Source organism: Collinsella sp. BM28 (assembly GCF_054551995.1).
On sequence record NZ_JBTOLJ010000001.1, the window covers coordinates 1,491,331 to 1,502,998 of the forward strand.

Annotated in this window: 14 protein-coding genes and 1 other RNA gene; 8 read left to right on the forward strand and 7 right to left on the reverse strand. The window is 62.3% G+C overall.

The window, feature by feature from the left end:
• Window positions 1-2: 2 nt before the first annotated feature.
• The 7 genes from hisC (at window position 3) to hisE (ending at window position 4,785) form a co-directional block, all read left to right on the forward strand.
• Window positions 3-1,085, forward strand: a complete 1,083-nt coding sequence (hisC, locus tag ACX9NZ_RS06545) for a histidinol-phosphate transaminase (RefSeq protein ID WP_407496524.1) — start codon at window positions 3-5, stop codon at window positions 1,083-1,085.
• A gap of 15 nt (window positions 1,086-1,100) precedes the next feature.
• A complete protein-coding gene (gene hisB, locus ACX9NZ_RS06550; RefSeq protein ID WP_118654224.1) occupies window positions 1,101-1,700 on the forward strand; it encodes an imidazoleglycerol-phosphate dehydratase HisB in 600 nt (199 codons plus the stop codon).
• A gap of 11 nt (window positions 1,701-1,711) precedes the next feature.
• Window positions 1,712-2,437 (forward strand): imidazole glycerol phosphate synthase subunit HisH, encoded by a 726-nt coding sequence (locus tag ACX9NZ_RS06555; protein ID WP_407496526.1) that lies wholly within the window; start codon window positions 1,712-1,714, stop codon window positions 2,435-2,437.
• Window positions 2,438-2,549: 112 nt separating this feature from the next.
• Entirely contained in the window at window positions 2,550-3,290 is a 741-nt protein-coding gene (locus ACX9NZ_RS06560; protein ID WP_407496528.1) for a 1-(5-phosphoribosyl)-5-[(5-phosphoribosylamino)methylideneamino]imidazole-4-carboxamide isomerase, read from the forward strand.
• Between the two features lie 3 nt (window positions 3,291-3,293).
• Window positions 3,294-4,076 carry an imidazole glycerol phosphate synthase subunit HisF gene (hisF, locus tag ACX9NZ_RS06565; RefSeq protein ID WP_407496530.1) on the forward strand — a complete coding sequence of 261 codons (783 nt, stop codon included), beginning with the start codon at window positions 3,294-3,296 and terminating at the stop codon, window positions 4,074-4,076.
• On the forward strand, window positions 4,076-4,399 hold the full coding sequence (hisI, locus tag ACX9NZ_RS06570; protein ID WP_294121941.1) for a phosphoribosyl-AMP cyclohydrolase: 324 nt from the start codon (window positions 4,076-4,078) through the stop codon (window positions 4,397-4,399). The genes hisF and hisI overlap by 1 nt, the downstream gene beginning before the upstream one ends.
• A 68-nt stretch (window positions 4,400-4,467) precedes the next feature.
• Window positions 4,468-4,785 (forward strand): phosphoribosyl-ATP diphosphatase, encoded by a 318-nt coding sequence (gene hisE, locus ACX9NZ_RS06575; protein ID WP_294121942.1) that lies wholly within the window; start codon window positions 4,468-4,470, stop codon window positions 4,783-4,785.
• 92 nt (window positions 4,786-4,877) lie between these two features.
• Here hisE and nagB read toward each other — a convergent pair whose 3' ends face one another.
• The 6 genes from nagB to ACX9NZ_RS06605 form a co-directional block, all read right to left on the reverse strand.
• Complete coding sequence (nagB, locus tag ACX9NZ_RS06580) at window positions 4,878-5,606, reverse strand: glucosamine-6-phosphate deaminase (RefSeq protein WP_294121943.1); 729 nt, start codon at window positions 5,604-5,606, stop codon at window positions 4,878-4,880.
• A 287-nt stretch (window positions 5,607-5,893) separates the two neighbouring features.
• A complete protein-coding gene (locus ACX9NZ_RS06585) occupies window positions 5,894-6,391 on the reverse strand; it encodes a PTS sugar transporter subunit IIA (RefSeq protein WP_294158881.1) in 498 nt (165 codons plus the stop codon).
• An 81-nt stretch (window positions 6,392-6,472) separates the two neighbouring features.
• Window positions 6,473-7,810, reverse strand: coding sequence for a phosphoglucosamine mutase (glmM, locus tag ACX9NZ_RS06590; RefSeq protein WP_118654216.1), 1,338 nt, complete (start codon window positions 7,808-7,810; stop codon window positions 6,473-6,475).
• 162 nt (window positions 7,811-7,972) lie between these two features.
• The gene (rpsI, locus tag ACX9NZ_RS06595; RefSeq protein ID WP_006720175.1) at window positions 7,973-8,368 is read right to left on the reverse strand and encodes a 30S ribosomal protein S9; all 396 of its coding nucleotides are present in this window, start codon (window positions 8,366-8,368) and stop codon (window positions 7,973-7,975) included.
• A 3-nt stretch (window positions 8,369-8,371) separates the two neighbouring features.
• The gene (gene rplM, locus ACX9NZ_RS06600) at window positions 8,372-8,815 is read right to left on the reverse strand and encodes a 50S ribosomal protein L13 (protein ID WP_118654215.1); all 444 of its coding nucleotides are present in this window, start codon (window positions 8,813-8,815) and stop codon (window positions 8,372-8,374) included.
• A gap of 416 nt (window positions 8,816-9,231) precedes the next feature.
• Window positions 9,232-10,104: a patatin-like phospholipase family protein gene (locus ACX9NZ_RS06605; RefSeq protein ID WP_294121945.1), complete on the reverse strand. Its 873-nt coding sequence runs from the start codon at window positions 10,102-10,104 to the stop codon at window positions 9,232-9,234.
• A 224-nt stretch (window positions 10,105-10,328) separates the two neighbouring features.
• On the opposite strand from ACX9NZ_RS06605, the gene ssrA reads away from it, so the two are divergent.
• Window positions 10,329-10,696, forward strand: a transfer-messenger RNA (tmRNA) gene (ssrA, locus tag ACX9NZ_RS06610).
• A gap of 126 nt (window positions 10,697-10,822) precedes the next feature.
• Here ssrA and ACX9NZ_RS06615 read toward each other — a convergent pair.
• Complete coding sequence (locus ACX9NZ_RS06615; RefSeq protein WP_118654213.1) at window positions 10,823-11,245, reverse strand: DUF2871 domain-containing protein; 423 nt, start codon at window positions 11,243-11,245, stop codon at window positions 10,823-10,825.
• Window positions 11,246-11,668 lie beyond the last annotated feature (423 nt).

Here is an 11,668-nt window from a genome sequence, read left to right on the forward strand (position 1 = left end):
CCGTGGCAGAGCTCTCCACCCGCGTCCAACGCCTCATGCAGCCGCACCTGCGCTCCATCGAGCCGTACGATCCGAACTTCACGGCCACACGCATCAACCTCTCCGCAAACGAGAACACCCATCCCCTGCCGGCGAGCGTCCGCGAGGCCGTGGACGAGGTGCTCGCCGCGACCCCGCTCAATCGCTACCCCGACCCCATGTCGGATGCGCTGCGTGACGAGATTGCCGCCGTGAACGACGTCTCGCGCGCCCAGGTCTGCGTTGGCAACGGCGGCGACGAGCTTCTCTATAACTTCCTGCTCGCTTTCGGCGGCCGGAATCGCTCCGTCCTCATCTGCCCGCCATGTTTCTCGGAGTACGCGTTCTTCGCCCAGCTCACCGAGACGAATGTCCGCACTGCGGGCCGCGATCCACGCACGCTCACCTTGGACGAGGAGACGCTGCTCGCCCGCGCGCGCACCTGTGACCTCGTGATTGTCACCTCGCCCAACAACCCCACCGGAGACCTGGCCGACCTCGGCCTCATCCAGCGCGTCTGCCACGCGTGCCACGGTCTGGTGATGGTGGACGAGGCGTATATCGAGTTCGCCGGTGAGGATGCCTCGGCCCTGCCTCTCCTCGCGCACCTCGACAACCTCGTCATCCTGCGCACGCTCTCCAAGGCCTACGGTGCGGCCGGGACGCGCTGCGGCTACGTAATGGCCGCCACGAACATCATCAACGCGCTCTCCGCCGTGCGCCAGATCTACTCCGTCAACGTCCTCACACAGGCAGCCGCACTCGCCCTCGTGCGTCAGCGCGGCGCCCTCGAGCCGCTCACCGCCTCCATCGTTGCCGAACGCGCACGGCTGCAGCGTGCCCTCGAGGAACTCCCCGACATCACCGTATGGCCGAGCAGCGCGAACTTCCTTTTGGTGCGCATGGCAGGCGCCACCGCCATCCGCAACCGCCTACGCGACGAGTACTCAATCCTCGTGCGCGACTTCAGTTCCGCGGCCGGTCTTGAGGACTGCCTGCGCATCACCGTGGGAACGCCCAAGGAAAACGACGCCGTCATCGCGGCGCTGACCGAACTTCTGTCTTAAGGAGGACCGATCGCCATGACCGATTCCGCCAACCGCCGCGCCGTCGTCACGCGCGTCACCGGGGAAACCGACATCACCGTCGAGCTTAACCTTGACGGCACCGGCACCTGCTCAATCGATACCGGGGTACCGTTCTTCGACCACATGCTCAACGCCTTCGGGCGCCATGGCCTGTTCGATCTCACCGTCCGTGCCACAGGAGACATCGAGGTCGACGCACATCACACCGTCGAGGACACCGGCATCGTGCTCGGCCAGGCATTCACCCAGGCGCTCGGAGACAAAGCGGGCATCACGCGCTTTTCCGACGTGTGTATACCCATGGACGAGACGCTCGTCCAGGCAGCCGTTGATATTTCGGGGCGCGGGCAGGCGTACTGCGACCTTCCCATTCCTACCGAGCGCGTGGGCTCCTTTGACACCGAGCTCGCCGTCGAGTTCTTCTACGCCTTCGCCCGTGACGCGCGCGTGACGCTACACGTACGCGAGCTCGCCGGAGCGAACTCGCACCACATCATCGAGGCAGCCTTCAAGGCGGCCGGCCGCGCGATGCGCTACGCCTGCGAACTCGACCCCCGCGTGAACGGCGTGCCCTCCACCAAGGGCTCGCTGTAAGGGAGGTGCCCGTGAACGAACCGAGCATCGTGGTGGTCGACTACCACAAAGGCAATCTGTCGAGCGTCGTGCGCGGGCTCACGCGCGCGGGGGCGCATGCCTTCGCGTCCGATGACCCCGATGCGATCGCGAGCGCCGATGGCATCGTCCTGCCGGGCGTCGGCTCGTTTTACGACGCGATCTCGTACATGGCCGAACACGGTCAGGACCGCGCCGTGATCGAAGCCACACGCGGCGGTAAGGGCACGCCGTTTTTAGGCATATGCCTGGGGCTGCAGTTACTTTTCGAACGCGGTGACGAGGGCGTTCCCGCAGACGCGCCAACCGTCCCCGCACCCGACCCCCGCGGCACGGGCCTCGATGCCGGATCGATTTTCGAGGCTGACGGGACGCGCTGGGTGCGCGGGCTCGCCGTGCTTCCCGGCAGCTGCACGCGGCTCGAATCGGCACGTCTCAAGGTTCCCCATGTGGGCTGGGATCAGGTGCACCTTACCGAGCACGGACGCCCGTGTCCCTTGCTGGAGGGGTTCGCCGAGGGGTCGAATGTCTACTTCACCCACTCCTATGCCCTCGGGGCCGACGTCAATGAGGACGACGTGGCGGGCGTCACGCACTATGCACGCAACTTCGCCTCCGTTGCGGCGCACGGCAGCGTCTTCGGCTGCCAGTTCCACCCCGAGAAGTCCTCCGCGCATGGGCACGCGATTCTTCGCAACTTCGTGCGCCTGTGCTCCTAGGAGCTCAACGTGCGCCCCGGGAGCTGCGCCTCTTCGCAGCGTCCACGTCGCATTTCCCCGCTCCGCACCCACGCTGCGCCGCACCATCAACCCCCTACCGAGGAGGCCCCTCGTGATCATCTTTCCCGCCATCGACCTGATTGACGGTAAGGTCGTGCGCCTCGAACGAGGCGACCGCAACCGCATGAAGGTCTATTCCGACGACCCCGTTGCCATCGCACGCGAATTCTCGCAAGCGGGCGCGCAGTGGATCCACGTCGTCGATCTTTCCGCGGCATTCGGCGAAGACGACGACGTGTGCGCCGCCAACATGCGCGCGATTCGCTCGATTTGTTCCATAGAGGGGCTATCGATCGACGTCGGCGGCGGCGTCCGCTCCCTCGCGCGCATCGACCAACTCGCCGCGGCGGGTGCCAAGCGCATCGCCCTCGGCACCGTCTTGGTCACTGAACCCGGGTTTGCCGAGGTCGCAGCGCGTGGATTTGGAGAGCTGCTCGTTGCAGACGTCGCTGCCCGCGACGGGCAGGTCAAGGTCAACGGCTGGCGCGATGGCGTTGGACGCAACTGCGACGAGGTCGTGTCCGAACTCGCCTCGCTGGGATTCAAGCACCTCGTGTTCACCGACATCGCCCGCGACGGCATGCAGACGGGCATCGATGTCGATGCGCATCGCGCGGTCGCCCGTGTCGCCGGATTCCCCGTGGTCGCCTCGGGCGGCATCTCGACGCTCGACGACATTCGCGCCCTCGCCGCCGCCGGACCGGAGGTCATCGAGGGTGCCATCACCGGACGTGCCCTGTACGAGGCCTCCTTCACGCTCGAGCAGGCGCTCGATGCGGCGGCTGGGAGGTAGACCATGCTCACCAAACGTGTTATTCCCTGTCTCGATGTGCGCGATGGGCGTGTGGTCAAGGGCGTGAACTTCGTTGACTTGCGCGACGCCGGCGATCCCATCGAACTCGCCGCCGTCTACGATCGCGAGGGTGCCGACGAGGTGGTTTTCCTCGACATCACCGCCACGAGCGATAACCGTGCCACGACTATCGACATGGCGGCCCACGCCGCCGCCGAACTCGCCATCCCCTACACCGTGGGCGGAGGATTCCGCGACCTTCCCGGCATGCGCACCATGGTTGCCGCCGGCGCCGACAAGGTCTCGGTTAATTCGGCTGCGGTGCGCGACCCCGATCTCATCACGCAAGCCGCGGCCGCATTCGGTAGCCAAGCCGTTGTGGTGGCGATCGATGCCAAACGCGTGGGTAAGCCCGGAGCGCCGGGTGCCGATCGATGGGAGGTCTACCTTGCCGGCGGGCGCACCCCCACCGGCATCGACGCCGTTGCCTGGGCAGAGGAAGCGGCTCGCCGCGGGGCTGGTGAGATCTTGCTCACCAGCATGGACCGCGACGGCACAAAAGCCGGATTCGACCTAGCGCTCACCCGTACCGTGGCACGCGCGGTGTCCATTCCTGTCATCGCCTCAGGCGGCGTGGGCACGCTCGAGCACTTCGCCGAGGGCGTACTGGAGGGCGAGGCCGATGCCGTACTCGCCGCAAGCGTCTTCCACTTTGGCACCTACTCGATCCGCCAGGTGAAGGAATACATGGCCGCCCAGGGCATTCCCGTGAGATTGGACTTCTGATGAACATCAATGACCTGCAATTTGACGACCGTGGCCTCATCACCTGCGTAGTGCAGCAGCACGATACGGGCGAGGTGCTCATGGTCGCCTGGATGAGCCGAGAGTCGGTGCGCCTCACGCTCGAGACGGGCACCACCTGGTTTTGGAGCCGCAGCCGGCAGGAGCTCTGGAACAAGGGCGCCACCAGCGGCAACATGCAGCGTGTGATCGAGCTGCGCGCCGACTGCGACGCCGACACGCTGCTCGCGCTCGTCGACTCGCCCGGCCCCGCGTGCCATACCGGCAACCGCACCTGTTTCTTCAACACGGTCGGGGCGGAATAACGCCGTCGCCGCCCCGCGCCGTCGGCGCCCCGCGTTCGCACCGGCACATCATCGAACAGGAGACCAACATGGGAGTTAGAACCGCCAACGTGCAACCCGGTAACATCGGCGAGACCCTCGAGGGGTTGGCCGCCACCATCCACGCGCGCCGCGACGCCTCTCCTCAGGAGAGCTATACGGCGCGTCTACTCACGGATGTCGAGGACGAGCTGCTCAAAAAGCTCGCCGAGGAGGCCAGCGAAATCATCATGGCCTGCAAGGATCGCGATCACGATCACATCCGCTATGAGGCGGGTGACCTGGTATATCACCTGCTCGTGACCCTCGAACGCTACGGCATCTCGCTCGACGAACTCGCCGGCGAGCTCAATGCCCGGATGAAGTAGCCCCGTCATTCGCCCGCAGGCGTTCAGGCGTCAGCACAGTCAAAAAAAGGGCCTCGGCGCGCAGCCGAGGCCCAAGGGCAATGCAGCGAAGATTACTTGCAGAGCGACAGGGCCGCGTCGTCGGCGATGACCACGCAGTTGGGGTGCAGCTGCAGGATAGAAGCCGGGCAGGAAGGCTGGATGGGGCCAAAGCACATGTCGTGCACGGCCTGGGCCTTCTTCTCGCCATTGGCGATTACGAGCACCATGTAGGCGTTCATGATGGTGTGGATGCCCATGGTGTACGCCTGACGAGGAACGTCCTCGATGTTGTCGAACAGGCGGCTGTTGGCCTCGATGGTGCTCTCGGTGAGGTCGACGCAGTGCGTGCCCTTGGAGAAGCAGGTGTCGGGCTCATTGAAACCAATGTGGCCATTGTTGCCAATGCCCAGGAGCTGCAGGTCGGGATAGCCGGCCTCCTCGACGATACGGTCGTACTCGGCGCACGTGGCCTCGGCATCGGGGTTGGAGCCGTCCGGCACATGGGTGTTGGCCTGATCGATGTTGATGTGATCGAACAGGTTCTCCTTCATGAAATAATGGTAGCTCTGGGGATCGTCGTGGGACAAACCGCGATACTCGTCCAGGTTGTAGGTGCTCACCTGGGAAAAGTCCAGATCGCCCGCCTCATAGGCCTTGATGAGGTTCTGATAGGTGCCGATGGGCGTGGAACCGGTGGCAAGACCCAAGACGCAGCAGGGATCCATGACAACCTGAGCGGCGATGAGATTTGCCGCCTTTCGGCTCATATCCTCATAGTCGGCGGCGTGAACGATACGCATGACGCGCTCCTTTCCTCCGGGACATCCAGTCCCGGCACATGCGGCCCCGTCGGCCGCAACCAACGTGAGACGCGCACCGTCCAGGGCGAGGGCGCGTATGTCAAAATCCCCACCGTGTCGAGGCCCCTGCCCGTCCACGGCGACTCGGACGCGTTCGCCCCAGCACTTCTATTGTGAAGGTTGCGCGAGGAAATGCAAGTATGGCCTCGCAAGCCCTCAAGCTAAGGGAAACCCGCCAAGAGAAACTCCTGGCGGGTTTGTCATTCCAATTGCCCCATCGGGCCCCGTTACCGCGAACGAACGGTGATGAGCTGGTCGAGCTCCTCGACATCCGCTCCTTCCGATCCCTTAATGCTGGCATATTCCGCAGAATTGCAGATAAGGATCGGCACCGTGACGTCATAGCCCTCGGCTGCGATGGCCTCTCCGTCAAACTCTATGAGCACGTCACCGCGATGCACTGCATCTCCCACGGACGCGTTCACCTTGAAATGCTTGCCATCGAGCCTAACCGTCTCCAGGCCAACGTGGATGAGCACGTCGAGGCCTTCGGCGGTATGAATCGCCACCGCATGCCCCGTGGGGAAGATCGCCTCGATCTTACCATCGGACGGGGCCACCACGCGATTGCCCGTGGGTTGAATGGCCACGCCCTGACCAAGCAAGCCCTTGGCGAACATCTGGTCAGAGACTTCCGAAAGCGGGATAACATGGCCCGCCAAGGGCGAGGTCAGTACGCTCGTGCGAGTGTTCACGTTAAGCGACTTGAGAAATCTGTCGAACATCTAACTCCTTTGAGGTCCCCCATGTCTCTCCATTCTACCGAACTGTGAGACCGAAAACCAATCCCGGAAACCAGGGCTCGCTTAGGGGAGCTCGCGCTGGACCACGGCAACGATCGAGTCGACGGCGGCCTGTGCCGCCTCCTGCGTCTCTGCCTCGGCCATCACGCGCACAAGCGGCTCGGTACCGGAGGTGCGAACGAGGATGCGACCACGCTCGCCCAGCTCCTCCTCTGCCGCGCGAACGGCGTCCCACACGGGCTTGCACTCATCGAGCTCGGCCTTGCGCTCGCTGCGCACGTTGACGAGCACCTGCGGGAAGATCTTAACCGGGGCGCACAGCTCGGAGAGCTTCATGCGCTCGGCTCGGATGACCTCCATGATGCGCAGGGACGTCATGATGCCGTCTCCCGTAGTCTCGATATCGCCAAAGATGACATGGCCCGACTGCTCGCCGCCAAGGCTATAGCCCTTTTCGCGCATACAGGCGGTGACGTACTTGTCGCCCACCGGCGTAGTCTCGTACTTGAGGTTGGCACGGTCGAGCGCGCGGAACAGACCGAGGTTGCTCATGACCGTGGGGACCACGGTACCGGCGGTGAGACGGCCGTGCTTGTGCAGGTAGGTGCCGCACACATACAGGATCAGGTCACCGTCGACCACGTTACCGCGATCATCGACCGCCAGGCAGCGGTCCGCATCGCCATCATAGGCAAAGCCCACATCAAGGCCCTGCTCGACCACATGACGGCGCAGACGCTCAATATGCGTGGAGCCGCAGTCGACGTTGATGTTGAAGCCGTCGGGCGCATTGTTGATGATACGGACATCGGCGCCAAGGGCGTCGAACACGGGTTTTGCCACCGAGGAGGCGGAGCCATTCGCGCAGTCCAGGCCGACCTTCACGCCCTGCAGAGAGAAATTCGCGCTGGCGATCAGATGCGCGATGTAGCGGTTGCGGCCCTGCATGTAATCGACCGTGCATCCAATCTCATCGCCCGAGGCGAACGGGATCTCGCTCTTGCCGTCGATGTAGTCCTCGATGAGCTCAAGGACTTCCTCGTCCATCTTGCAGCCTTCGCTGTTCATGAGCTTGATGCCGTTATCGGTATAGGGGTTGTGGCTCGCCGAGATCATGATGCCGCAGTCGAAGCGGCCGTCGATGGTTTCGTACGCAACGCCCGGCGTGGGGATGACGTGGAGCATGTACGCATCGGCACCGGAAGCGACCAGACCGGAAACGAGACCGGACTCGAACATGTAGCTCGAGCGGCGCGTATCCTTACCCACAATGACGCGGGCCTTGCGGTTCTGGCGCGCGCCGTAGTACCAACCTACGTAGCGACCAATCTTATACGCGTGCTCGACCGTGAGGGTCGTGCCCGCCTCGCCGCGGAAGCCGTCGGTTCCGAAGTACTTCATTCGCATTCCTTCCATACGCCCAGCGCCCATACGACGCCGGTCTGATGTGGGGCGGACATTGTTGAGAACGAAAATTCCGCACCGTCGTAATGGTACAAAAAAAGGGCCCACCGAAAAACTCGGTAGGCCCATTTCCATACGGGAAACGTCTTCGCAAACACCTTAGCGCTTGGAGAACTGGGGAGCGCGGCGGGCCTTCTTGAGGCCGTACTTCTTGCGCTCGACGACGCGGGCGTCACGGGTGAGGAAGCCAGCGCGCTTGAGGTCGGCACGATAGTCGCCCGCCTCGAGAAGGGCGCGGGCGATGCCCAGGCGCAGGGCGCCGGACTGACCGGTGATGCCGCCGCCATCGCACAGGGCGATGACGTCAAAGGAACCGAGGGTGTCGGTCACCTTGAAGGGGGCAAGGGCGTCCTCAACGAGCTGGTGACGGCCGAAGTACTCCTCGGCGTCGCGCTTGTTGATGGTCACCTTACCGGTGCCAGGGACGATACGGACACGAGCAACGGCGTTCTTGCGACGGCCGGTGCCGTAGTAAACAACGGTGTTCTCAGCCATCTTTTAGCCCTCCAGCTCGATCTTGACGGGGTTCTGAGCAGCGTGCGGATGCTCGGCGCCAGCATAGACCTTGAGCTTGGTCAGCTGCTTGCGGCCGAGAGTGGTCTTGGGGAGCATGCCGCGGACAGCGCGCTCGATGACCTTCTCCGGGTGCTTCTCCATAGCCTGGCGGAAGGACTCCGCCTTGAGGCCGCCATTGTAGCCGGAGTGACGGTAGTAGGTCTTGTGGTCGGCCTTGTTGCCGGTAAGCTGGACCTTATCGGCGTTGATGACAACCACGAAGTCACCACAGTCGGAGTTGGGCGTGAACTGGGGCTTGTTCTTGCCGCGCAGGATCTTGGCAACCTGGGCAGCAAGACGGCCCAGCGTGGCGCCCTCGGCGTCGATGAGGACCCAGTTACGGGCAACCTCACCCTGCTTGGCGTAGTGAGTCGACTTAAGAATCACTTTTCCTCCATGTACAGTACGTGTGTCTTAACAGAGTTTCACGGGGCTCTGGAAAGTAACTTGTCAATAATACCGCCCTGTGCTGCGAAGTCAACGCATTTCCGCTATACGTGCAGAACTTCTGCACAGGCGGGTAAGTATGGGAATAGGCATATGACGACGCCCCGGATGTTCCTCTGGTGTTTAGCAAGAAGGAACCCGGGGGCCTTACGCCTACCCGGGTTCCCGACCTCTCCGCCCTCTGATGGGGCTTCTCTGAGTATCTCAGTGGAGAGGACCCTTTGTTCACTCTTCTTATACCACGAAGTGCCAGCAGGTAGTCTTACTGGTATGAGAAATCGAGACCAACCGGTAAGCGGTCGATATTCAGCTGCCAATGGAATGCGCGGTATCGACGTCACGCCTCCGTCCAGCCCCTATTTGCCCACGAACTCCCGTATCTCATCAATATGGGCAACCGCCTCTTGGCGGCCCTGAATATACAGATCGAGCAACTTCGCCGCATCGTGTTCGACATGCCCCACCTCAACGGGGCGCGGCGGCGCCAGCACAAATGCCCGGCCCTCACGCTCATATTCCCAAATGTGCTCGCGCTGCTCGTTGTAGCGCACGTGACGATTCTCCATTGCCTCCAGCAAATACGGATATGCGGCGTATGCGCGCTGAGCAGCCGGCATGAGCCCATAAGTGCCCTTGACGTAATCGCGATCCTGCGTGAGCACCACAATCGCCCGGTCAAAACCCGCATCTTCGAGCGCATGCTCAACCGGTACGGAATCGGCGGTGCCACCGTCAAGATACAGGTGCCCATCGATCTCGACAGGCTGCGTAACCAGCGGCAAGGACGTGGAGGCGCGCACGGCGTCGATGTCGAGCGTTGCATTGCGAACCGGCAGGTACGCGGCAGTTCCGAACATCACATCCGTGGCGCATGCATACATTTCCATGGGATTCGCCAAATAGGCGTCATTATCGAAGGGGTCAAGGCGATCCTGTACGTCGTTGAGCATGAAATCGTAGCCGACCATGCTGCCGGTGGTAATGAGCGACTGAGCGCCCATGTAGCGCGGATCATTGCAAAATGCCAGGTTCACGCGGTTTGCACGACCGATCTGACGGCTCTTGTAATTCAGGCCGTTGAGCGCACCCGCAGAGGTTCCGTAACACGCCGCGACCTCAACGCGGTGCTCCATGAGAACGTCGAGCACGCCCGCGGTGAACTGGCCACGAAAGCTGCCGCCCTCCAAAACAATCGCAACCTTACCCGCGTTTTTCGCCTTGTCTTCCATCTGAGCTCCTCTCGTCTGTATGACTTGTACCCCAATGAGTCGTGAAGATGAACAGATGTCCGCAAATCATGGGGCTTCTTCTCCCGCTGTGCGTCACATGAGTGCCCTGAAGACGCTCGAGACGCGAACGTGGTACACTGTTCGCTTACGGATTGCGGCACGTTCGCAGTTCGGGTACTTTGACAGGTCGTCGCCGCTCATGCGGCACCACGACCCTCACATGAGGGGCCGACTGGTTTCGACACGATAGTTCTGAGAGAGGAAGCAGGCCGTGGTCTCCTCGCCCACGTTAAACAGGGGTACCGTCAAAATGAATTGACAAGAATTCTTCTTTTGAGCCCCAGCTGGCTCTCGCTGCTTAATTTATAGCGGCGCGTCAACCCGGTGATTTCCCCGACACCGGCGCGACGTCATTTGAGGGGAATGCTCCCGCGCACGTAATCGGTATGGCGCGGGCTAAGACCGAACCGGTTGGGACGCCGAGAGCGTGTCGCTCCGCGCGAGGCGTCCGAGACTAAATGAGTGACTGAGCCTGGAGATGCCGATCAGGGAGCTGTCGTGGACCGGAGTTCGATTCTCCGCGGCTCCACCATAAGAGAATTACGCGAACTGTCAACCACGGTTGACAGTTCGCCTTTTTGCTATCTTCGCCACCATCCACCAGCCGCGATGCCGCTCGGCGGACATAAGTCGCCGGAGGTTTTTCCTTGGCTTGCCATCATCTCTTCTCGGCGCGGGCCACGGCGCGTTTGACGCCCAGCAGGATGAGTACAATGCTCACACCCAAAACGATATGGCCCAACCCGGCGATGCCGGAGATCGCCGCGTCCATGCCGCGGGAAAGATCGATACCCAGAACCTGGGGCACGCCGCGAGCCACGAGCATGAGGGCGGTAACGTTGAGACCTACGTGGTAGGCAACCACCGCACGGGACACGGAGCGGTCGGCGATGTGCAGGGTCTTCTCAAGCACGAGGAGCAGCAAGAACATGATCATGCCCAGGGCAAAGTAATGCGTGTGCACGAACGCCAGGGTGGTCGCGCCGTCAAACGAAAAGAACTTGGTGAACTCGCGGAAGAACACGCCGCCGATCATGGCCAGGATCGCATAGAACAGAGCGCTGTTCGCATATTTCTTCATGAGGCACGTTCCTTTCCCACGCCTTGCGCCTCCTGGCGCCTCGGCTCATATCTTGCCCATGGCCTTAGGGTACCCTCGCAAGCGTTCTATTGCTAGATTTTTTGCACCATTAACCCCTCCCCTCGATGAACGCTCTACGCCGATGTTCAGCGGAGTCATCGCGCTCATCCAGGGCGACGTCGCGCTCCTCCCCCGCCGCATTGGCCGCCTCGTCGGCGGCATCTTGAGCGTCCAGTCCCGCACGCTCATGATCAGGAGCCAGAGGGCATCGGCCTTCCTAAGCCCGCGCAAGCGATAGATTGTCCGCTCCTCTTTTGGGTTAGCGATGATCGATCGCACCAACTATTCGTCTGGTAGAAACCCGCACGCTGGTCTTCCTGGACAGATACCAATGCTCCACCTTTAGCCGTCTGAAACTCATAA

Bases quoted from the DNA above. Each gene is read 5' to 3' on its own strand.
- ACX9NZ_RS06615 (WP_118654213.1), bottom strand. From the start codon at position 11,245: ATGAAGAAATATGCGAACAGCGCTCTGTTCTATGCGATCCTGGCCATG.
- hisF (WP_407496530.1), top strand. From the start codon at position 3,294: ATGCTCACCAAACGTGTTATTCCCTGTCTCGATGTGCGCGATGGGCGT.
- glmM (WP_118654216.1), bottom strand. From the start codon at position 7,810: ATGAAGTACTTCGGAACCGACGGCTTCCGCGGCGAGGCGGGCACGACC.
- hisB (WP_118654224.1), top strand. From the start codon at position 1,101: ATGACCGATTCCGCCAACCGCCGCGCCGTCGTCACGCGCGTCACCGGG.
- ACX9NZ_RS06585 (WP_294158881.1), bottom strand. From the start codon at position 6,391: ATGTTCGACAGATTTCTCAAGTCGCTTAACGTGAACACTCGCACGAGC.
- rpsI (WP_006720175.1), bottom strand. From the start codon at position 8,368: ATGGCTGAGAACACCGTTGTTTACTACGGCACCGGCCGTCGCAAGAAC.
- ACX9NZ_RS06605 (WP_294121945.1), bottom strand. From the start codon at position 10,104: ATGGAAGACAAGGCGAAAAACGCGGGTAAGGTTGCGATTGTTTTGGAG.
- hisI (WP_294121941.1), top strand. From the start codon at position 4,076: ATGAACATCAATGACCTGCAATTTGACGACCGTGGCCTCATCACCTGC.
- hisE (WP_294121942.1), top strand. From the start codon at position 4,468: ATGGGAGTTAGAACCGCCAACGTGCAACCCGGTAACATCGGCGAGACC.
- nagB (WP_294121943.1), bottom strand. From the start codon at position 5,606: ATGCGTATCGTTCACGCCGCCGACTATGAGGATATGAGCCGAAAGGCG.